At 54.5% G+C, this 21,067-nt stretch carries 25 protein-coding genes; 11 read left to right on the forward strand and 14 right to left on the reverse strand.

Annotated features, from left to right (window positions below; genetic code table 11):
• Positions 1-33: 33 nt before the first annotated feature.
• Genes KWG64_RS19015 through KWG64_RS19030 form a run of 4 tightly spaced genes read left to right on the forward strand, consistent with a single transcriptional unit; the run spans position 34 to position 4,234 of the window.
• Positions 34-1,056 carry an ABC transporter ATP-binding protein gene (locus KWG64_RS19015; RefSeq protein WP_218522801.1) on the forward strand — a complete coding sequence of 341 codons (1,023 nt, stop codon included), beginning with the start codon at positions 34-36 and terminating at the stop codon, positions 1,054-1,056.
• A gap of 15 nt (positions 1,057-1,071) precedes the next feature.
• Positions 1,072-2,004, forward strand: coding sequence for an ABC transporter permease (locus tag KWG64_RS19020; RefSeq protein ID WP_218522901.1), 933 nt, complete (start codon positions 1,072-1,074; stop codon positions 2,002-2,004).
• Positions 1,994-2,800 carry an ABC transporter permease gene (locus KWG64_RS19025; RefSeq protein ID WP_218522802.1) on the forward strand — a complete coding sequence of 269 codons (807 nt, stop codon included), beginning with the start codon at positions 1,994-1,996 and terminating at the stop codon, positions 2,798-2,800. Before KWG64_RS19020 ends, KWG64_RS19025 begins: the two co-directional genes overlap by 11 nt.
• Before the next feature lie 12 nt (positions 2,801-2,812).
• On the forward strand, positions 2,813-4,234 hold the full coding sequence (locus tag KWG64_RS19030; protein ID WP_218522902.1) for a gamma-aminobutyraldehyde dehydrogenase: 1,422 nt from the start codon (positions 2,813-2,815) through the stop codon (positions 4,232-4,234).
• Between the two features lie 237 nt (positions 4,235-4,471).
• Here the strand turns inward: KWG64_RS19030 and KWG64_RS19035 are convergent, their stop codons facing one another.
• From KWG64_RS19035 to KWG64_RS19050, 4 genes are all read right to left on the reverse strand, one after another.
• Complete coding sequence (locus KWG64_RS19035) at positions 4,472-4,663, reverse strand: hypothetical protein (protein WP_101078180.1); 192 nt, start codon at positions 4,661-4,663, stop codon at positions 4,472-4,474.
• 75 nt (positions 4,664-4,738) lie between these two features.
• On the reverse strand, positions 4,739-5,170 hold the full coding sequence (locus KWG64_RS19040) for a hypothetical protein (RefSeq protein WP_218522803.1): 432 nt from the start codon (positions 5,168-5,170) through the stop codon (positions 4,739-4,741).
• Positions 5,171-5,402: 232 nt separating this feature from the next.
• Positions 5,403-6,002: a tellurite resistance methyltransferase TehB gene (gene tehB, locus KWG64_RS19045; protein WP_218522804.1), complete on the reverse strand. Its 600-nt coding sequence runs from the start codon at positions 6,000-6,002 to the stop codon at positions 5,403-5,405.
• Between the two features lie 98 nt (positions 6,003-6,100).
• A complete protein-coding gene (locus tag KWG64_RS19050; RefSeq protein WP_218522805.1) occupies positions 6,101-6,682 on the reverse strand; it encodes a nuclear transport factor 2 family protein in 582 nt (193 codons plus the stop codon).
• A 108-nt stretch (positions 6,683-6,790) separates the two neighbouring features.
• Between KWG64_RS19050 and KWG64_RS19055 the strand changes: the two genes are divergently transcribed.
• Entirely contained in the window at positions 6,791-7,672 is an 882-nt protein-coding gene (locus KWG64_RS19055) for a LysR substrate-binding domain-containing protein (protein WP_218522806.1), read from the forward strand.
• Between the two features lie 23 nt (positions 7,673-7,695).
• On the opposite strand, the gene KWG64_RS19060 is transcribed toward KWG64_RS19055, so the two are convergent.
• Both KWG64_RS19060 and KWG64_RS19065 read right to left on the reverse strand, forming a co-directional pair.
• Positions 7,696-8,232 carry a GNAT family N-acetyltransferase gene (locus KWG64_RS19060; protein WP_218522807.1) on the reverse strand — a complete coding sequence of 179 codons (537 nt, stop codon included), beginning with the start codon at positions 8,230-8,232 and terminating at the stop codon, positions 7,696-7,698.
• Between the two features lie 145 nt (positions 8,233-8,377).
• On the reverse strand, positions 8,378-8,707 hold the full coding sequence (locus KWG64_RS19065) for a NirD/YgiW/YdeI family stress tolerance protein (RefSeq protein WP_218522808.1): 330 nt from the start codon (positions 8,705-8,707) through the stop codon (positions 8,378-8,380).
• A 316-nt stretch (positions 8,708-9,023) separates the two neighbouring features.
• On the opposite strand from KWG64_RS19065, the gene KWG64_RS19070 reads away from it, so the two are divergent.
• Complete coding sequence (locus KWG64_RS19070; RefSeq protein WP_218522809.1) at positions 9,024-10,055, forward strand: lysozyme inhibitor LprI family protein; 1,032 nt, start codon at positions 9,024-9,026, stop codon at positions 10,053-10,055.
• Positions 10,056-10,072: 17 nt separating this feature from the next.
• Here the strand turns inward: KWG64_RS19070 and KWG64_RS25740 are convergent, their stop codons facing one another.
• Genes KWG64_RS25740 through KWG64_RS19105 form a run of 8 tightly spaced genes read right to left on the reverse strand, consistent with a single transcriptional unit; the run spans position 10,073 to position 16,288 of the window.
• Positions 10,073-10,207, reverse strand: a complete 135-nt coding sequence (locus KWG64_RS25740) for a hypothetical protein (protein ID WP_255562232.1) — start codon at positions 10,205-10,207, stop codon at positions 10,073-10,075.
• The gene (locus KWG64_RS19075) at positions 10,207-12,303 is read right to left on the reverse strand and encodes a flagellar biosynthesis protein FlhA (protein ID WP_218522810.1); all 2,097 of its coding nucleotides are present in this window, start codon (positions 12,301-12,303) and stop codon (positions 10,207-10,209) included. The genes KWG64_RS25740 and KWG64_RS19075 overlap by 1 nt, the downstream gene beginning before the upstream one ends.
• Complete coding sequence (gene flhB, locus KWG64_RS19080; RefSeq protein WP_218522811.1) at positions 12,290-13,423, reverse strand: flagellar biosynthesis protein FlhB; 1,134 nt, start codon at positions 13,421-13,423, stop codon at positions 12,290-12,292. The genes KWG64_RS19075 and flhB overlap by 14 nt, the downstream gene beginning before the upstream one ends.
• Complete coding sequence (fliR, locus tag KWG64_RS19085; protein WP_218522812.1) at positions 13,423-14,196, reverse strand: flagellar biosynthetic protein FliR; 774 nt, start codon at positions 14,194-14,196, stop codon at positions 13,423-13,425. Before fliR ends, flhB begins: the two co-directional genes overlap by 1 nt.
• Positions 14,196-14,468 carry a flagellar biosynthesis protein FliQ gene (fliQ, locus tag KWG64_RS19090; RefSeq protein ID WP_195813047.1) on the reverse strand — a complete coding sequence of 91 codons (273 nt, stop codon included), beginning with the start codon at positions 14,466-14,468 and terminating at the stop codon, positions 14,196-14,198. Before fliQ ends, fliR begins: the two co-directional genes overlap by 1 nt.
• A complete protein-coding gene (fliP, locus tag KWG64_RS19095) occupies positions 14,468-15,241 on the reverse strand; it encodes a flagellar type III secretion system pore protein FliP (RefSeq protein ID WP_195813046.1) in 774 nt (257 codons plus the stop codon). Before fliP ends, fliQ begins: the two co-directional genes overlap by 1 nt.
• Positions 15,238-15,627, reverse strand: coding sequence for a flagellar motor switch protein FliN (gene fliN, locus KWG64_RS19100; protein WP_218522813.1), 390 nt, complete (start codon positions 15,625-15,627; stop codon positions 15,238-15,240). The genes fliP and fliN overlap by 4 nt, the downstream gene beginning before the upstream one ends.
• The gene (locus tag KWG64_RS19105; protein WP_255562233.1) at positions 15,620-16,288 is read right to left on the reverse strand and encodes a FliM/FliN family flagellar motor switch protein; all 669 of its coding nucleotides are present in this window, start codon (positions 16,286-16,288) and stop codon (positions 15,620-15,622) included. Before KWG64_RS19105 ends, fliN begins: the two co-directional genes overlap by 8 nt.
• A gap of 6 nt (positions 16,289-16,294) precedes the next feature.
• On the opposite strand from KWG64_RS19105, the gene KWG64_RS25745 reads away from it, so the two are divergent.
• The 5 genes from KWG64_RS25745 (at position 16,295) to KWG64_RS19125 (ending at position 21,065) form a co-directional block, all read left to right on the forward strand.
• Positions 16,295-16,699 (forward strand): hypothetical protein, encoded by a 405-nt coding sequence (locus tag KWG64_RS25745; RefSeq protein WP_255562234.1) that lies wholly within the window; start codon positions 16,295-16,297, stop codon positions 16,697-16,699.
• Positions 16,700-16,999: 300 nt separating this feature from the next.
• Complete coding sequence (locus KWG64_RS19110) at positions 17,000-18,040, forward strand: sigma-54-dependent Fis family transcriptional regulator (protein ID WP_218522903.1); 1,041 nt, start codon at positions 17,000-17,002, stop codon at positions 18,038-18,040.
• A gap of 12 nt (positions 18,041-18,052) precedes the next feature.
• Positions 18,053-18,394, forward strand: coding sequence for a flagellar hook-basal body complex protein FliE (fliE, locus tag KWG64_RS19115; protein ID WP_195813043.1), 342 nt, complete (start codon positions 18,053-18,055; stop codon positions 18,392-18,394).
• Between the two features lie 9 nt (positions 18,395-18,403).
• The gene (fliF, locus tag KWG64_RS19120; protein WP_218522815.1) at positions 18,404-20,056 is read left to right on the forward strand and encodes a flagellar basal-body MS-ring/collar protein FliF; all 1,653 of its coding nucleotides are present in this window, start codon (positions 18,404-18,406) and stop codon (positions 20,054-20,056) included.
• Complete coding sequence (locus KWG64_RS19125; protein ID WP_195813041.1) at positions 20,022-21,065, forward strand: flagellar motor switch protein FliG; 1,044 nt, start codon at positions 20,022-20,024, stop codon at positions 21,063-21,065. The genes fliF and KWG64_RS19125 overlap by 35 nt, the downstream gene beginning before the upstream one ends.
• The last annotated feature ends 2 nt before the right edge of the window (positions 21,066-21,067 follow it).

Raw genomic sequence — 21,067 nt, forward strand, 5'->3', positions numbered from 1 at the left:
TTTGGTTTCGGTGAAAAAATCCAGGAGCACTTTATGCCTGCCGTACAGTTCATCAATGTTTCCCGTTTATTCGGGGATGTGAAAGCCGTCGATAATGTGTCGATTGATATTCAGGACGGCGAGTTCTTTTCTATGCTCGGGCCTTCGGGCTCAGGGAAAACAACCTGCCTGCGTCTGATCGCAGGTTTTGAAACGCTGACATCAGGGTCCATCCGCATCCACGGGCAGGAAGCGTCGCAGCTCGCGCCGTATGAGCGCGACGTGAATACCGTTTTTCAGGATTACGCGCTGTTTCCGCACATGACGGTACTCGATAATGTCGCTTATGGCCTGATGGTCAAAGGCGTGGGGAAAAAGGAGCGAACGCACAAGGCGATGGAAGCGCTTGAACGCGTGGCGCTCGGTTTTACCGCCGACCGTAAACCGGCATTTTTGTCCGGCGGCCAGCGTCAGCGCGTGGCGCTGGCAAGGGCGCTGGTGAATCAGCCGGGCGTGTTGCTGCTCGATGAACCGCTCGGCGCGCTGGATCTCAAACTGCGGGAGCAGATGCAGGGTGAGCTGAAAAAGCTGCAACGTGAGTTGGGTATCACCTTTATTTTTGTTACCCACGATCAGAGCGAAGCGCTGTCGATGTCGGATCGCGTCGCGGTGTTCAACAATGGCCGCATCGAACAGGTCGATACGCCGCGCGAGCTGTATCTCAACCCGCGTACTGCATTTGTCGCGCAGTTTGTCGGCACCGCGAACGTGCTCACTTCCGATCTCTCCCTCAAACTCACCGGTCTTTCCGGCAGCCGTTCCATCCGCCCTGAACATATCCGCCTGACGCCGCAACCGGTAGCCGGAACGGATACGGTACAGGTCAGCGCCATCCTCAAAGATATTCATTTCCAGGGCGCCGCTACGCGTTACGAACTGGCGCTGGAGGGCGGTGAAAAGCTGTTTGTCAGTGAGGCAAATAACCTTTCGGTCAGCGCGAAAAACACCTTCCATCAGGGGCAACCGGTGGTGGCCTGTTGGGACAAAGATGCCATGGTGGCGCTGCTTGAGGGTTAAACGATGGATATCAGCATGACTCCTTACGAGAAGCGATCGCGGCATGGCCGGGCGCTGGTGACATTCCTGCATCGCCGCCCCGGATTTTATCTGGCGCTGCTGCTGGTGCCGCCGCTGCTGTGGTTCGGCGCGGTGTATTTAGGCTCGCTGTTTGCGCTGTTGTGGCAGGGTTTTTATACCTTCGACGACTTCACCATGACGGTATCCAATACGCTGACGCTGGCCAACTTGCGGGCGCTGTTTGATCCGGTGAATGCCGACATCATTATCCGCACCGTGACGATGGCGCTGCTGGTGTCATTTTTCAGCGCGGTGCTGGCGTTTCCGATTGCGTATTACATGGCGCGCTACATTACCGGCAAGAAAAAGGCGTTCTTTTATATCGCCATTATGATGCCGATGTGGGCGAGCTATATCGTCAAAGCCTATGCGTGGACGCTGCTGCTTTCCAAAGGCGGCGTGCTGCAATGGTTCCTGGAACATCTCGGGCTGGAGCCGTTATTGGCGGCGGTGCTGAGCCTGCCGGGGATTGGCGGGAATACGTTATCGACGTCCGGGATTGGCCGCTTCTGGGTCTTCGTCTACATCTGGCTGCCGTTTATGATTTTGCCGATTCAGGCCGCGCTGGAACGCCTGCCGCCATCGCTGATCCAGGCATCGGAAGATTTAGGCGCCAAGCCGTGGCAGACGCTGCGCTACGTGATTTTCCCGCTGGCGGTGCCGGGCATTGCCGCCGGGTCGATTTTCACTTTCTCGCTGACGCTGGGCGATTACATCATCCCGCAGCTGGTGGGGCCGCCGGGGTATTACATCGGCAACATGGTGTATTCACAACAAGGTTCGATCGGCAATATGCCAATGGCTGCGGCGTTTACGCTGGTGCCTATCGTGCTGATCGCGCTTTATCTGTCGATGGTTAAACGATTGGGGGCTTTCGATGCACTCTAAACGCGCACCCTGGTTACTGAAACTTTCCGCGTGGAGCGGGCTGGTTTTCCTGCATTTCCCGCTGCTGATTATTGCCGTCTACGCCTTTAACACCGAAGACGCGGCGTTCAGTTTTCCACCGAAAGGCTTCACGCTGCACTGGTTCGCCGTGGCGGCCGGGCGTCACGACATTCTCGACGCCGTCTGGCTCTCGGTACAAATCGCCTGCTACGCCACGATTATCGCGATGGTACTGGGCACGCTGGCGGCTGCGGCGCTGTATCGCCGGAATTTCTACGGCAAAAACAGCATCACATTATTGTTCATGTTGCCGATCGCACTGCCGGGGATCATCACCGGGCTGGCGCTGCTCAACGCCTTTCACGCCGCGCAGATCGAACCGGGCATGCTGACGATTGTTATCGGCCACGCCACGTTTTGCATGGTGATTGTTTATAACAACGTGATTGCGCGCTTCCGGCGAATTACGCACAGCCTGATTGAGGCGTCGATGGATCTCGGGGCGGACGGCTGGCAGACCTTCCGCTATATCATTTTGCCCAACCTCAGTACGGCGCTGCTGGCGGGCGGAATGCTGGCGTTTGCGCTGTCTTTCGATGAAATCATAGTGACGACATTCACCGCCGGGCACGAACGGACATTGCCGATCTGGCTGCTCAATCAGCTGGGCAGGCCGCGTGAAGTGCCGGTGACGAACGTCGTCGCGCTGAGCCTGATGGTACTGACCATGTTCCCGATTTTAGGGGCGTGGTATCTGACAAAAAACGGGTCTGATGTGGCCGGTGACGGCAAATAATAAGGAAAAATGATGCAAACGAACATGCTGATTAATGGTGAGCTGGTTGCCGGAGAAGGGGCGTCATTGCCGGTTTTCAACCCGCATAACGGACAGGAAATTGTGCGTCTGGCGCAGGCCAGCGAGCAGCAGACCAAACAGGCCGTCGATCTGGCGCATCGCGCATTCACGCAGTGGGGACAAACCACGCCGAAAACCCGCGCCGAACTGCTGCTGGCGCTGGCCGACCGCATCGAAGCCAACGCCGAAGCGCTGGCAAAACTCGAGTCCCTGAACTGCGGGAAACCGTATCATCTGGCGCTGGGCGATGAGATCCCGGCGGTGGCCGACGTGTTTCGCTATTTCGCCGGTGCCAGCCGTTGCCTGAACGGCTTAGCCAGCGGGGAATATCTGTCCGGACATACGTCGATGATCCGCCGCGACCCGCTGGGCGTGGTGGCATCTATCGCGCCGTGGAACTATCCGCTGATGATGGCGGCGTGGAAAATCGCGCCCGCACTGGCGGTGGGCAACTGCGTGGTGATCAAACCTTCTGAAATCACGCCACTGACGGCGCTGAAGCTGGGCGAACTGGCACAGGATCTCTTCCCGGCTGGCGTGCTGAACGTGCTGTTTGGCGACGGTCAGACGGTGGGTAACGCGCTGACGCATCACGATAAAGTCCGCATGATTTCCCTGACCGGTTCAGTCGCAACGGGTGAAAAAATTGTTGCGCAGGCCACCAGCGGCATCAAACGTACGCATATGGAACTCGGCGGCAAAGCGCCGGTGATTGTATTTGATGACGCGGATATCGATCAGGTGGTGGAAGGCGTGCGCACGTTTGGCTTCTACAACGCCGGGCAAGATTGTACCGCCGCCTGCCGCATTTACGCGCAGAAAGGCGTTTATGCCCGGCTGGTCGCAGCACTGGGCGAAGCGGTTTCCACGCTGAAATTAGGCACCGATGAAAACAGCGAAATGGGCCCGCTGGTTTCTGCGGCGCATCTCGAACGTGTCGAAGGTTTTGTGCAGCGCGCAAAACAGGTGCCGCATATTGAGGTCGTGACCGGCGGCGAACGCGTCTCAGGCGAAGGGTATTACTTCCAGCCCACGGTGCTGGCAGGCGCACGGCAGGAAGATGAAATTGTTCAGCGCGAAGTGTTTGGCCCCGTCGTCAGCGTGACGGAGTTCGATACCGAAGAGCAGGTTCTCGACTGGGCCAACGAGTCAAACTACGGGCTGGCTTCGTCAGTCTGGACGCAAAACATCGGCCGCGCGCACCGCCTCAGCGCCCGCCTGCAATACGGCTGCACCTGGGTGAATACGCACTTCATGCTGGTCAGCGAAATGCCACACGGCGGCCAGAAACAATCCGGCTACGGCAAAGACATGTCGGTGTACGGGCTGGAGGATTACACGGCAATCAGGCATGTGATGATAAAACACGAATAACGGGCTTTCATGGTTCGTCGCAGTTATTCAGGCGGGGCGCATCGTCAAAATCATTTGTTATCAGGCTAATAGTCAAAATGGCAATTATTGTTAAATACTATTAGGAGGAATCTGAGAAGATGAGTTCGCCCCTTCAAGAGCTAAGCCAATGAGAGTGCCGGAGATAAGCGCCGGGTGGGGTAAAAATTAAGGAGAAGGCCGCCATCGGGCGGCCTTTTTGCGTTTCTGAAGCGGAGTCTACGATGAACTGCTCAGGAATATGATGGCGATAATGAACGAGACGACCGTCAGGGCAGCGAGTAAGCAGTTGCCGGGAGTCAGCAACTTGCTGTTGGTCTTGCTTCGGTGGTTTCGGAACAGTATCCAGATCATCACAATCGCGATGAGTATGAATATTATCCCGCCGGTCAGACTGGCAACTGAAGTCATGTATGAGCCCTCATCAGTTAAACCCTAATGATAGCTCATATTATTGAATCTATTCCCGAAGCAGGCGTGCGGGCGTTATGCCTCGCCGGAAGCCGCGATTTTTTTGCGGGCGATGTCGATAAACAGAATGCTGGCCGCGAACGAAATTCCGGAGCCGATGATCATGGAAAGCAGATAAGAAGTGACGTAATTATATTCTTTATCTATTAATGTCTGTTGTTCAGAAATTAAATCAATGTTGTCCATGACATAACCCCGGGACAAAAAGAGGCCTGCCCAGAGCGCGCCGCAGACAATGAAACAGGTATAACAGACGTACGAGAATTTTTTATCAATATAATCAAGGTAGAACTTGGGATCTGAATAGGCCATTTTGAGAAGACCCAAAAAACAGCCCAGATAAATACCAATCAACCACTTCATTACGTCCCAGTTCATAGATGTCTCTGAATGTTGCCGCTGCGGCAGTAAACGATAGATAGAAGCCATCTCAGGATGCTTTGTCACACATCGCTCAATAGCCGTCAAAACCCTAACAATTTGATTTTACGTTGTTTTTGTCGTAAATAACGCGGTGTATTATCACACACACTTCGACATTCTGGCAAGATTGTTCACGCTGCTGAAAGAGTGGAACAGGTTAAAGGAAGTCCTAAATTGCGCAGCGTAAAACGGAAATAAAAAAGAGCCGGAGATTTCTCTGTCGGCTCTTTTTTGGCACTAAACGTTTGATGCTTAATTAACGCTTTCTCGCCAGCAGCGTGGCAAAACGCAGTTTGTAACGGTTGCCGTTTTCATCGCGTTTATGCAGTTCGCCGACGTCTTCGTTGTATTTAACGATTTCCCAGCCTTCGTAATAATTACGCAATTCTTCCGGTTTGAAAGTAAACGGGAAAGGCAACGGACACGGATAATCCGGGCTGTCCATAGCCGCGACAATCAGGTTGTAGCCGCCGGACTTTGTCGCCGCGTGCATATCTTCGATGATGTGCGGGATGCTGCCGCGTTCCAGGAACATCATCACCACGGTGGAGAAAATGAAATCGTACTCGCCGCTGAAACGGTGCGAATTGAGATCTGCCTCGCTTATTGCGATGTTTTGCAGTGATTCCGCAGCGATGATTTCATTCACTTTTGCGACGCTCATCGCGTTGTGATCCCAACCGGTGACGTCGAAACCTTTCAGGTTCAGATAAAGCGAGTTACGCCCGCTGCCGCAGCCTAAATCCAGCGCTTTGCCCGGCTGGACATAATTTGCGGCGTTGATGATTTCAGAGTGCGTGCGGGTCAGGCTGTATTTTTCGGTGTAATAATCTTCGTGCGCAATGGGCTGAGTCATCCCTGGTTTCCTTTAATAGTGAATCGAATATCCGCTATTATCCTCCAAAATGACTCCGGCACCATTACCCTTAGTGATCAGCTTTATCGCCTAAAAACTTACACCGCCAGCCAGGCCTTCGCGCTGGCTTTCATTTTTTGTTCCAGTTCGCTGCCACGTGTGGCAAAGATGCGGTTCAGCGGGAAACCGCTTTTTTCCAGCAGATAAGCCAGTGCGGCATATTCACGCGGATACTTCGTCACGACGCTCTGGTCTATTTCCACCGGGCCCAGCGGGAAAGTGAACGTGCCCATATCGTAAACACTCTGACGGTGGAAGAGTTTCCAGACGCCGTCGCGTTTTTCGGCCAGATCGTAAAAACGGTTATGGCATTCACAGCCCAGATTAAGTTTTACGTTTTCGCCCATGATCATCGCGTTGGTTTCCAGAATCGCTTTGTTTCCGCGGGTATTAAACGTGACGGCCGGTTGTGCGATGAGGTGTTTGGTGCGCAAATCCGACGCGCCCATACGCATTGAGCCATCGACAAAATCGCTCGCCAGCCCTTCAAACCAGGTGATTTCAATCGTGCCGTCCGGGTGGAATAAATTGCGCAGCCCTTCCCAGTTACCCAGGTCGCGGAACATCCAGCCATTCATCAGATCATTAAGTTGCTGACGGTCTTCAAGTTGATTTTGCATTTCGGTGACTCCTGTTAGTTGACGGTGTTCAGTTTGGTCGTGAGAGGCGTTAAACTCAAATATATAGATTTGACTGAACAATCATTTTTAATGATTGATGGAGCGATTATGGATTTGCGTCATCTGAGGTATTTTCTGGCCGTCGCCGAAGAACGGCATTTTGGCCGTGCGGCTGAACGGCTTAACATTGTTCAGCCCGCGTTAAGTATGCAAATCAAAGCGCTGGAAGCTGAACTGGGCGGCGCATTATTTATACGTACCAGCCGTCACGTAGAACTCACGGAAGCCGGGATTCTGCTGCGGGCAGAAGCACAGCGCACGCTGGATCAGGTGGAACATACCCGGCTGACCGTTGAGCGCTCCCTGCGCGGGGAAACCGGGCGCGTCAGGGTCGGATTCGCGGGCAATGCCATTTTCAGCGGTAAAATGACCAGCGATTTACGGCGTTTCCATAAAGCTTATCCCGATGCGGAGATTGTGATTCAGGAAGTCGCGCCGCAAAAACAGGTGGAAGCGATCCTCGCCGGACAGCTGGATATTGGTTACACGCCGGATAACAGCACGACGTCCGTCGCTGCCATCCGGGTGCAAAAGGCCGGAAGCTGGGAAATTATGGTGGCGCTGACGGACGATCATCCGCTGGCGGCGCACGCCTGCATCACCCTTGAGATGCTCGCGGAGCAGCCGCTGATTTTGTACGACGCCCACGACACGCACGAGCACGTCTATCTCATGTTTGCGAAGAAATTGGGCGATAAGTTCCGCGTCGCGCACCGTTCCGGCAGCACCCTGAGCGTGCTGGCGATTGCCGCCGCCGGGCTCGGGCTGGCGCTGATCCCCGCGCCGGTTCAGCAGGTGAATATTCCCGGTCTGCTCTACCGCCGTCTTGATGCGCCGGAGATGATGGCGAACCTGGTGATCATCAGCCGCGTCTCAGAACCGGGTCATGCGGTCACGGCTTATCTTGAGATGGCGCTCCCGGCGGTGTGAAGGATTCTGCCGCCGGTATGGCGTTAATTTCCGCGTCTTCCGGTCTGGTGGTTTGTCTGCCGGAAAATATAACTGCCGACGCCGTGAACCGGATCGCCCTGAAAACCGACTTTCTGCATGCCGATTTTTTCCAGAACTCGCTGTGACGCCAGATGATTTTCACGCACGGTGGCGGAAATCTGCGGGATCCCAAAATGCTCAAAGCCGGAATTCAGCGCCGCGCTGGCGAATTCGGTCGCCAGCCCTTTTCCCCACGCGGACGTGGCGAACCGGTAACCGAGAAACACCCTGTGATTTTCGTAGCCTTCACGAATGCTCAGCCCGCCAAACCCGATAATGTTGTCCGGCTGCGTATTCAGCGCGACAGCCCAGTGTCCGAACCCATAATCGGGCCATTCGCGCAGCCAGCCGTTCAGTTTTTCGCGGGCAAATTCAAGGTCAGGATAGGGGCCGCGCGGGTTGAACTGATGAGTCTGCGGGTCGCCATAGATCGCGAAAAGGGAATGGACATCATTGGCCTCAACCGGCCGGAGCAATAACCGCGATGTTTCGATGAGCATAGTGAATGTTTTCCTCCCGTTAGCTGAAATAGATCTTAGCCTGAGCGGAGAACTCTGCCACTGTTTGTAAGGAATAAGTGACCTTATTATTATCTCCCAACAACAAGGTCATGGTAATACGCGGGTTACAGATGAAGAGGGGAAATTAGTTACCGACTACAACGTGGTCGACATCGATTTCTACGCGTCCATCATCTTTATCCACATCACCGATAATATGCACGGTTTTGCCGATCAATCTGCGTTCATCGTCGTCGTCATCATCGTCCACGTCGATGCGGATTTTGCCCGTGCTGTCCTGGAACCAGTAGCGGTCGTCGTCTCCGGCGTAGCTGATGATTTTTCCTGTCAGCATCACCCGTGCATCGTCGCGCAGTGTTTTGGCCTGTGCCACGGTGACTTCACGGGTATGTGAATGATTCGCCAAGGCAATCATGGGAAATAAGAAAATAAGTAATACACTTTTTTTAACCATTAAGGATCCATCCTTCCCTGCGGGAATGCTATTCCGAACCGGTCTAACAAGGAGCAAAAGCAACCGGTTTACGGCGGAAGCGGATTCTAATCCTGAACAGAATGTAAGTTAATCCTGCGGGGGAATTATCAGAGATTTCTATCGTGAATATTGGATTTATCCGACGCAAACGATAATCCGATACCGGAAAATACCCCTAAAGGAGTAGTCCTGTTTGCCCGAAATTTGTTCTGTATTAAGAGAACGTTTAATTCCAGCAAAAGCGCTTTTTGGTTTTGATTTATCATACGTCAGTCATATCAATCAGGCTCAAACAATGCCCTCAATGAATATCTCGTTATCCTCCGTGCTACGCATACTTTTACTGCTTTCTCTGACCGGGCTAGCCTTGCCTGCGATGGCGATTAACTGCCAGCGGGCAGCCACGCTGGTGGAAAACACGCTGTGCAGCAGCCCGGAACTGCGCTGGCTGGATCATAATCTGAACTGGATTTATCAGACTGAAGTGGTGAAAAACCCGCAAAGTATCTGGAAACAACAACAGGAATGGCAACGTGCACGCAGCAGTTGTGTCAGTGACAGCTGCATTCAGCGCGCTTATTTACTGGGGTTAAGTTCGCTGGCGCAGGTCGACCGCAACCAAAGCATGGAAGGCAAATGGTGGAATAAAACCGCGCCCAACGGCAGCGGCGGAATGCTAACGGTTTCGCGGGTATCGCGCTGGGGCTATGAACTGAATGCCACGTCGTGGGCGGGCGTAAACAAAGTCTCGCTCAGCGGAGAAGGGCGACTTTATTACGGCGTCGGTCTGGTGGACGACCTGAAAGATGCCAGCGGTTGTAAATTACTGATGATCCCGCGTCCGGACGGAACCCTTGAGGTTGCCAGCAATACTGACTTTGGCTGCAAGCTTTTCCTGCCGGAAGGTATCGCGGTCGACGGCGTGTATGTGCGCGGAGAAACCGATCCGCGCCCTCCGGCAACCTTACTTTCGCTGGGCATTTTCCCGACCGAGGCGCTGGATCAGAAATTTCGCACGCTGGTGGGACAGGATTACGCCGAGTATGTCAGAACGGCCAATACCTACACGTACAGTGACGATCTGGATAATCAGGGTGCCACGGTCATGACGCTGACCGTGAAAGGGATGGCGAACCGCAAAGCGGCGATGATTCGTTATACCGCTGAAGGACAAATCTGGGCGCTGCGCATCGAACCAACTTCTGCGGGTAAAGTGAAGATTGGTTACGTGACGACCGAAGCCGACAAGTCAGCCATTCCAAAATCCCTCTCGACCTGGTGGCTGAACTTCCCGGATGCTCCGGAAATCGTCCCCTCACAGAAGTAATCTTCAGCGCCGGGCAGTCAGAACAACATACCGCCCGGCCACCACAGCAATCCCAGCACGACGGCCACTCTCAGTAAAAATCCGCCTGTTATCACGGCCAGATGCGCCGCCACCGGTAAGGACAGGGCACGCCGCCACTTTTTGCTGATCATCAGCTGAGCTGCCCGACAATTTTCAGATCCACATCATCCGGCACTTCGTTATAAGAAAGCACGTTCAGACCGGCGGCAAACAAACGCCCGTAGCGGGCCAGAAGCGGCCGCAACTGAGGCGCAACCAGCAGGCAAGGTGACTGATTCTGCGCTTTCAGTGTCTCGAGGATCACCGGCATATTGGTTTGCAGCTGGGTCAGAATATTCGGGTCAACCGGGAAACTGTCGAGACTGACTTTCCCCGCCTGCTGGGCCTGATTCAGCGCGCTGAGCAGCAGATTTTCCACCTGATTATCCAGCGTGAAGGCCGACAGCGCTTTTTTGTCCTGCGTCATCGAAGCAATGATGGCGCGACGCAGGGCATAACGCACGTCAGAGGCCAAAAGCAGCGGATCTTTGGTCACGGCGGCGCTTTCCACCAGCGTGGTGGCGATAGTGACAATATCTTTCAGCGACACCTGTTCGGTGAGCAGAATGCGGTAAATGCGCAGCTGCTGGCTGAAATTTAAACTGCTGTTCAGATCTTCTGCCAGTTTTGGAGCCAGTTGCGAAAGGCGCTCATTGAGCAGCGTAATGTCGTCATAGTTGAACAGTTCGGGCAGGCTTTCCCGCGCAATTTTATTCACATGCGTGGCGACCACGCTGGCGCAATCCACCACCTGATAACCCAGATTCAGCGCGCGTGCTTTCTGGTCTGGCGTGATCCACACCACCGCCAGCCCCCAGGCGGGGTCGATATCCATCACGCCATCGACTTCGCCGTACTGTTCGGCGGTAGGAATAGCCATCAGCCGGTCGGCGTGAACTTCGCCCAGCGCGCTGCGGATCCCGTTGATGTGAATGGCGTACTGCGCCGGTTTCAGGCGGAAGTTTTCACGAATGCAGATTTCCGGCAGTAAAACACCGCTGGTTTCCGACACCACCTGGCGCACGCCGCGCATACGCTGCGTCAGGGGGCTGCCTTTGGCTTTATCCACCAGTGTGACCAGCTTGTAGCCAAGATTGAGGCCAATCGGCTCAATAACCGGAATGCTTTGCCAGCAAACGGCTTGCCCTTCCGGGTCTTCCAGCACTTCGGCAATGGCGGCCATGTCGGTAACCGGCGTCGCCTGTTTTACCTTCTTGCTTTGCTGCCACGCGGTGAACAGCAGCAGGGCGGTGAACACCAGAAAGACCACATGCGGCATGCCCGGCACGACGGCCAGAATAAACATCACGAAGGCGGCGGTATACAGCGTCGCAGGTTTTGCCAGCAGCTGTTTTTTGATGTCATCGGACATCTCGCCGCCGTCACTGACGCGCGTCACGATAATCGCCGCCGCCGTCGCCAGCAGCAGGGAAGGGATCTGCGCAACCAGACCGTCACCGATGGTCAGCAGCACATACAGTTCGAAGGCGTGGCTGGCGTCCAGACCGTGTTTGAAGATACCGATGCAAATCCCGCCGATGACGTTAATCACCAGGATCATGATCCCGGCGACGGCGTCCCCGCGCACGAACTTGGATGCGCCGTCCATCGCGCCGTAGAAATCCGCTTCGTTCGCGACGTCTTTGCGGCGCTGGCGGGCTTCTTCCTGATTGATCAATCCGGCATTCAGATCGGCGTCAATTGCCATCTGTTTACCGGGCAGGGCGTCGAGGGTAAAACGCGCTGACACTTCGGAAATACGTTCGGCACCTTTGGTCACCACCACAAAGTTGATGATCATCAGGATGACGAAAACCACGAAACCGACGACGAAGTTGCCGCCGATCACCACCTGGCCGAAGGCTTCAATCACCTGACCGGCAGCGCCTGCGCCTTCATGCCCGTTGAGCAACACCACGCGGGTAGACGCGACGTTCAGACACAAACGCATCAGCGTGGTGATCAGCAAAATGGTCGGGAACAGCGCAAAATCGAGCGGCCGTTTGCTGTTCACGCTGACCAGCAGCACCATGACCGCCAGCACGATATTGAAGGTGAACAGAATATCGAGCACCATCGGCGACAGCGGCAAAATGACCATTGCCAGCATACTCAGCAGAAGTATCGGTACACCGACGTTGGCTTTTTTCAGCATCGGGATGATGCCTTTAATGTCAGGACTTGCCATGAGTTTCCAGTACCTCTTTCGGAATAGGGATCCGGGTGTTCAGCGCCGGTTTTTCACCCTGACCGGCACGCCAGGATTTCAGTTGCATCACGTAAGTCAGCACATGGGCGATGGCTGCATACAACGGTGCGGGAATTTGCTGATTTACCCGCGTAGTGTGATAAATCGAACGGGCGAGCGGCGGAAACTCAACGATTTCCACCTGATTTTTACGCGCCACTTCGCGGATATACAGCGCGACTTCGTCGACCCCTTTCGCGACGATGTAAGGTGCAGCAGCGCGGTCTGCGTCATATTTCAGCGCCACGGCAAAATGGGTCGGGTTAGTAATAATGACGTCGGCATCGGGTACGGTGACATTGATTTGTCCCATGGCCATCTGACGTTGTAACTGGCGGATCCGACCCTTGATTTGCGGGTTGCCGTCATTGTTTTTATGTTCCTCTTTCACTTCATGCTTGGTCATACGCATCTTTTTGGAGAACAGGAATTTGCTCAGCGGAATGTCGATCACCGCGAAAGCCGCGATGATTAACACGAACGTCAGCATGATGTCTTTGTACATCAGCAAGCCGTGGTTCACGGCCTGCCGCAGCCAGAGTGTTTGCAGGGAAAGCAGGTCAGGCAGTTCGCTCTGCACCGTGTTGTAAAGCACGGCCAGCAGCACGGCGCACTTGGCGATCATCTTCAGCACGTCGGTAAAATGGCTGGGCGAAACCAGTCGTTTTATGCCGCTCAGCGGGCTGATTTTCTTGAAGTCAGGTTTGAGTTTTGACAGCGTAAACTGCCAGCCGCCGGGGATCAGGCTGCCGATAATCATCGCCAGCGGCACCGGCACCAGCGTCAGAATAAACTTCATGAGGATCAGCACATGCGTGAGCATAAACTGATGCAGCGCACCGTCGTCATTGAGCCAGTCAGCCATCTGCCCGACCGCAACAAACGACGCGGCAATCAGGCTTTTGTAATAAGGCAGAAATGCGCCGAGCGTCATGAAAGACGCGATTAAACCCACCGCCACCGTGACATCTTTTGAACGCGGAATATCGCCTTTCTGGCGCGCTTTTTTCAGCTTGCCCTGCGTGGCTTTTTCGCTTTTATCGCCGCTGCTCTCCGCCATCAGGCCTCCCGCAGCCGGTCTAACTGCGCCAGCACGTCATTGGTCAGATGCAGATAGTGATCAGGCATATTGCTGACCAGCAGGCCGATACAAAACAGCCCGAACAGCATGCTGATTGGGAAACCGAGCGAAAACAGGTTCAGCGCCGGAGAAACACGGTTCAGCAGACCGAAAACGCCCTGCACGATCATCATGATAAATACGGTCGGCATCGCCAGCAGCAATGCGCCGGAAATCAGCCAGCCCACGCCGCTGACCACGGTTCGCAGGGTCAGATCGCTGATGGCGTGACCAATCGGCCAGAAAGTGAAACCTTTATAAAGAATGGTGACCAGCAGCAGGTGGCCATCCATGGAAAAAAACATCAGCACGCAGAAAATAAAAATCATCTGCGCAATGACCGTGGTGGAGACGCCGTTGCCCGGGTCATTCATCACCGCCATGCCCAGCCCCATGTTGAAAGACAAAATATGCCCGGCGGTTTGCAGTGCGATGAAAACCCATTGCAGGATCGCGCCAAACATAAATCCCCACAGGATCTGTTCGCCCACCAGCAGAAATGTTTGCACCGAGAGCAGGGCGGTCAGCACCACAACATTGTGCAGCATTGGCGAGATCACGGCGGTCAGCGCCAGTGCCACCGCTACGCGCACGCGGCGTGACACCGATTTTTGGTCCAGTACCGGGCAGAAATGCAGAAAAGCCAGAATGCGGACAAACGGCAGAAAACCGGCCAGCAGCGGGGTAAATAACTCGCGGACGTCGATACCCATCAGCCGGCCAGATGCGCAGCCTGCTGAAAAATCAGCTGGGCGAAGTCGATCAGTTGGGTCAGCATCCATTTTCCGGCGAAAATCAGCACGGTCAGGGTCGTCACCAGACGTGGGAGGAAGCTCAGCGTTTGTTCATTAATCTGCGTGGTGGCCTGAAAAACCGCCACAATCAGCCCGACAACCAGGCTCGGCACAATCGCGACCATCGAGATGATCAGCACCAGTTTTACGCCCTGCGCCACAATATCGCCGGCGACGTCGAGAGTCATCATTATCCCAGCCCCTGAATACTGCTGGTCAGCGTACCGACCACCAGCGACCAGCCGTCACAGAGCACGAACAGCATCAGCTTGAACGGCAGCGAAACAATCAGTGGTGACAGCATCATCATCCCCATTGCCATCAGAATACTGGCGACAATCAGGTCGATAACCAGAAACGGGATGTAAATCATAAAGCCAATCTGGAAGGCCGTTTTCAGCTCGCTGAGCACAAAAGCGGGCACCACGATTGTCAGATCCTGATCTTCCGCCGCGCCTTCGACTTTGGCGATAGTCATGATTTGCTCGAGCGCTTTGGTACTGGTGTTGGCGAGCATGTAACGTTTTAACGGCACCGTGGCGGTGGCCAGCGCGACTTTCAGCGTGATCTGGTCATTCTGAAAAGGCACGATAGATTCGTTGTAGATATGCAGCCCGACGGGGCGCATCACCAGCATGGTTAACGCGAGCGCGATGCCGGTAAGGACTTTATTGGGCGGACTTTGCTGCAAACCGAGCGCCTGACGCATGACGGCCAGCACGATGATAAACCGCGTAAAACTGGTCATCATCAGCACCATGATCGGGATAAGCCCGAGCAGCGTCATGAGGATCAGAATTTCGATTTTGACGTTGTAATCCTGTCCGGTCGCCGTATTTGCTGTACTGAAAAGCGTCAGGCCGTCACCGGCGGCCTGCGCCACGGGCATGAAAAACAGGCCGCCGAGCAGCAGGGCAATCAGCCCGCCGCTCCGGGAAAAACGAAAGAAAAGTACCGGGTTCATAACGCCAGTTCACCCAGTTCTTTGTTGTTGAATTCAATAATGCGCAGGCCGTATTTATCGTTAAGCACCACGACTTCGGCCTTGCCGAACAAAATACCGTTCACTTTGATATCCAGAGGTTCACCAGCCATTTTGTCCAGCTCGATAACGGACTCGTTATTCACGGCCATCAGGTCCGCCAGTGAAATATTCACGGAGGCGACTTCCAGCGTAAGCGTCACCGGAATGCGGCTGAACAGTGAAAGTTTGCGCTTTTTCTCGAAAAGTTCAGATTCACTCATGCTGCCGGACCGGGCAGCGGAAGCAGGCATCGCCGGTGCGAGGGTGTCACTTAAATCGAAATTCAGGTCGAGATCCTGCGGCAAGTCATCCTGATGGTCAGTCATGTTGATCGTTAATCCTGTCGGTAAATTCTGAGAAGAAAAGTCTGCCGCGGTCTTCAGACACCACGGCATTAAACAAGGGCTGGGAACCGACGTGCAGCGGGAAACAGTCCGGCAGCGAAATCGGCAACACGTCGCCGGTTTTCAGCGCCGAAAGCTGTGCGACCGTCATGGCCACGCTGGCCAGATGGCCGGTCAGTTGCAGCGGCAGGGTCGAGACCATGGTTTCCAGCTGCCGCGTCGTGAAGTTCTCCGGCTTGCGCGCCAGCGTATCCTGCGAGCTGCATAACGCGGCCAGCAGGGCATCGATATGGTGGCCGTCGAGCAGCAGGGAAAAGCTGCCGTCCTGATATCCTTCCAGCGCAAATGTAATCCGGTATGACCAGTGGCCGATCAGGGCGTTATAGTCATTTTTAATACCCAGCGGTTCACTGAATAACGTGTCATTAAGAATAAATTCAGCCAGTTCCAGCCCGAGTTTATTCTTTAAACGTTCTTCCGTTTTGGTGACCGGCGCAGAAATGATCTCTTCCGGTCCCATCGATTCTTTTGCCAGCCCGTAATAATCATGCAAAATATTCAGCAGTAAAGGGCGTTCAATCTGAAACGCGATATTACCCAGCCGGGTAGACATGATTTGCGAATACTTTTGAAAAGAGTCCATTTCAAAATGCATCTTGTTCAGGGCGATATTCACCCGGAATTTTTTCAAAAAATAAATACTGATGTGTGCATCAATCAGGTCGAAGCGTTCGTTAAAAATCTGCGGGACTTTATGCCACGGGCGACCCAGCTTATTTGCTTTGAGTTCTGTCAGTTCAGGCAAGCTGTCTTTGTTGTATATCCGGATTTTATTTTGCATTGCCTGTCTTTCTCGTGCTGGGAATCATTTATTCCAGAGTTTTTTGAAAAGAATTTAAGTGCTGAATTTTTTTGTCGCTTTTCATCAATGACCCGTTTCAGCATATTTCTGGTGGCCATTTTTTTAGAAGATGAATTAAACCCGTATTTGTACAGTCGCGCAACCCTGTTTGAGTTATTAATGGCTTATTTAAATGTCATTAATAATGGTTAAATTTATGTTTAATTCGCTGTTTTTAATGGGTTTATATTTTAATACTTGATTAAACCTCGCGCCCGGCCCTCATTTCCGTATACTCCGCTGAAATTATCAATCTGATCCCGCATTTATACCGGTGAAATGGTGCTGCGGTGATTTAACCCTAATCAGGGTATTGATGAACAGGCCGGTAAGTTTTGTGCTGAAAAGAGTCATCTCTTCAGCCATTTTTCATCGGTGATATTTGACTATTGCGCCACAGCTTTTTTCAGAATCAATGCTAATCCGCGCATATTAACTGGGACCACACTGATGATGACCCGAATGTTACAACAGGATAACTCTCCGCAGAGCGATATCTACGACAGTAAATATGTCGCCTGTTCTCCGTCGAGTATTAATGTATTCGGCCTGGCGAAGCGCGTTTCCCGTTTTAATGTGCCCGTTCTGATCACCGGTGAAACCGGAACCGGCAAAGAGTGTGTGGCGAAATATATTCACCTGAACGCCTTTGATGAAGATGCACCTTATATTGCAGTGAACTGTGCGGCTATTCCTGAAAACATGCTGGAAGCGATTTTATTCGGTTATGAAAAAGGCGCATTTACCGGTGCCATTAACAGCGTGCCAGGGAAATTTGAAATGGCGAACGGCGGAACCTTATTGCTGGATGAAATCGGTGATATGCCTCTGGCGCTACAGGCCAAATTATTACGCGTGTTGCAGGAACATGAAATAGAGCGCCTCGGCAGCCATAAACGTATCCCCCTGGATATCCGTCTGATTGCCGCTACCAACAAAGATCTGGAAAAAGAAATCGCCGAAGGGCGATTTCGTCAGGATCTCTATTACCGCCTTTCTGTGGTGCCGATGCATATCGCGCCGCTGCGCGAACGCCCTGAAGACATCATCCCGCTGGCGCAGATCTTCATGCGCAAATACCCGTCTTTCAGCCAGACGCCGGTACGTCTGACGCAGGATGCCTGCATCGCACTTGAGCAGCACGAATGGCCGGGCAATGTGCGCGAGCTGGAAAACGTGATTCAGCGCGGCTTGATCATGTCCCCGGGTGGCGATATTTGCGCGCAGTCATTCGGCCTGAGCGTTGCCGGTGACGTTTCACCGGTCTGTGCCGGCACCCCTTCCACCGCCGCACCGCGCCACATAAAACAGCGCGGACGTCAGGCGGAATATCAGTACATCGTTGATTTACTTAAGCGCCACGAAGGCAACAAATCCCGCACCGCCGAGTTTCTCGGGATCACGCCGCGCGCGCTGCGTTACCGGCTGGCCTCCATGCGCCAGAAGGGTTTTGACCTGGGCTTTTGTACGACTTCGCCTAATTCGCACGGATAAAACGGATTTCACATGAACAAAATTGATGCCATTGGCATAGGACAGACGCAGCGCCAGCTGATTTCGCAGATGCAAAGCATCAGCGCACAGGCAGGCGCGCCGGTCATTGCGCCCGCCACCGGAAAGGCGGAAACCGTCTCCTTCGGCAATGTGCTGGATAACGCGATTAACAGCGTTGACCAGCAGCAGCACGTCGCCAGCGCAAAACAGCGCGCGGTGGAAATGGGCGAAAGTGATGACCTGACCGGCGCGATGCTGGAAAGCCAGAAAGCCAGCGTGTCTTTTTCGGCCATGATGCAGGTTCGCAACAAGCTGACGTCCGCGCTCGACGAACTGATCAACATTCCGCTGTAAGGACAGACCGTGCTTGAACAACTGAAACTCAAACTGAGCCGACTGCCGGTCGAAAACCTGCGTAAGTGGGGCGTCCTGGCGGGCGGAGCAGCACTGGTCACTGCCCTGATTGTAGCCGTGATGTGGGGCGGCAGCCCGAACTACACGGCGCTGTTTGGTTCGCAGGAAAACATCCCTGTCGCGCAGGTGGTTGAAGTCCTCAGTGGCGAGAAAATCGCGTACCGGATTGAGCCGGCAAGTGGCCAGATCCTGGTGGCTGAAGGCAAACTGCCGCAGGCGCGCATGGCGCTGGCCGCCAAAGGCATTGCGGCGCTGCACCCCGCCGGTTACGAGCTGATGGACAAAGAAGAAATGCTCGGCAGCAGCCAGTTCGTTCAGAACGTGCGTTTTCGTCGCAGTCTGGAAGGTGAGCTGGCGCAGAGCATTATGGCGATTGACGCCGTGGGCAGCGCCCGTGTGCATCTGGGCATCAGCGAGGCCAGTTCGTTTGTCCTGAGTAACCGTCCGCAAAGCAGCGCGTCGGTGATGGTACGTCTGAAATACGGACAGACGCTCAGCGCGGAACAGGTCGGCGCCATCGTCAATCTGGTTTCAGGCAGCGTGCCGGGCATGGATGCGGCAAACGTGCGCGTGGTCGATCAGCAGGGGCAACTGCTTAGCGCTGATCTGGAAGACAGCAGCGCCGTCTCCGGAAGTAAACGTATCGACGAACGCGTGCAGCACATCCGCCAGCAAACCGAACGTAACGTGGCGAATCTGCTGACTTCCGTGGTTGGCGCGCACAACTTCCGCGTGAGCGTGGTGCCGCAGGTGGATTTAAGCCAGATTGAGGAAACGCAGGAGCGCTATCTCGGCGAACCGCGCGTGAATTCAGAAAGCCTGCAACAGGAAAATACCACTGACGAAATGGCGATTGGTATTCCGGGTTCGCTGAGTAACCGGCCCGCTAACGCCGCGCCCGCCGCCAATACCAATCCGCAGGGCTTAACCAGCCGCAATCAGGCGCAGCGCCAGTTTGCCTATGACCGCGATATCCGCAGCGTGCGCCATCCGGGTTATAAGCTGGAAAAACTCTCCGTGGCCGTGGTGCTTAACGAAGCCGCACCTGCGCTGGCGGGCTGGAACGCCGACAAACAAACCGCCATGAACCAGTTGCTGACCAACGCCGTGGGCATTGATGCGCAGCGCGGTGACGTGCTCAGCCTGAGCCTGATGAATTTCGCCGAGCGCGATACGTTCGAAGAGCCGGTACTGAAATGGTGGGAAAAACCGGCAGTCATGAACTGGGCCGAACGCGGTGGTATGGGATTGCTCGGTTTGCTGGTCATTCTCTTTGGCATTTTGCCGCTGTTACGCCGTGTGGCGCGCAGGCCGGAACAGCCGGGCGTTGGCAACGGTTTGCCTGAAATGCTGGCCGACGGCGTATTCGTCGATGACACCGGCGAAGAGTCTAAATCCGGCGATGAAGCCACGCTGAACAACGCCCTGCCGCGCAGCGCGCTGCAACTCGACGATAACTTACCGGCCCAGAGTTCCGGGCTGGAAACCAAAATCGAATACCTACAGATGCTTGCCCAGAGTGAGACCGACCGGGTAGCCGAAGTCATTAAACAATGGATCAGCAGCAATGAGCGAAGCACCAGCAGCACCAAATCGTCCTAGCGGCAAAGGCAGCAACAATCCGGGGCGAACCCGCCTGGAGCAGGCCGCTATTTTGCTTCTGAGCATTGGCGAAGAAGCCGCAGCGACGGTGATGCAGAAATTCACCCGCGAAGAAGTGATGCGCCTGAGTGAAACCATGGCGCGCCTGCATGACGTCAAACTGACGCAGGCACGGGATGCGCTGAACCATTTCTTCAAGGAATACCGCGAGCAAAGCGGAATTAACGGCGCGTCGCGCAGCTACCTGAAAGGCATTCTGGAGAAAGCGCTGGGCGGTGAAATTGCCCGCAGCGTGATTAACGGGATTTACGGCGATGAAATCCGTTATCGCATGGCGCGCCTGCAGTGGGTTGATACCCCGCAGCTCGCGGCGCTGATCGAACAGGAACACCTTCAGTTACAGGCCGTTTTCCTCGCCTTTCTGCCGCCGGATGTTGCGGCACTGGTGCTCACGCACCTTGACGCTTCACGTCGAGAAGAAATTTTGTTCCGCGTTGCGCGTCTCGATGACGTTAACCGCGACGTGGTTGATGAGCTGGATCGTCTGATTGAACGGGGCGTGGCGGTACTTTCTGAACACGGTTCGAAAGTGAAAGGCATCAGGCAGGCGGCGAACATCGTGAACCGCATCGCCGGAAATCAGCAGGAATTGCTGGATCAGATGCGTGCCCGTGATGAAGACGTCGTGGATGCGCTCAAGGATGAAATGTACGAATTCTTTATCCTCAGCCGACAGACGCCGGTCACGCTGCAACGTCTGCTCGACGAAGTGCCGATGGAAGACTGGGCGGTTGCGCTCAAAGGAACCGAACCGGTTCTGCGCGCCACGATTTATGACGTCATGCCAAAACGGCAGGCCCAGCTGTTGCAAAACACCACCAACCGTCTGGGGCCGGTGCCGCTGAGCCGCATCGAACAGGTGCGCAAAGAAATTATGTCGCTGGTGCGGGAACTCGCCGAAGAGGGCGAAATTCAGGTGCAGCTGTTTGCCGAACAAACCGTGGAGTAAAG

Origin of the sequence: Rahnella sp. PD12R (assembly GCF_019200965.1) — a bacterium.
GTDB lineage: Bacteria > Pseudomonadota > Gammaproteobacteria > Enterobacterales > Enterobacteriaceae > Rahnella > Rahnella laticis.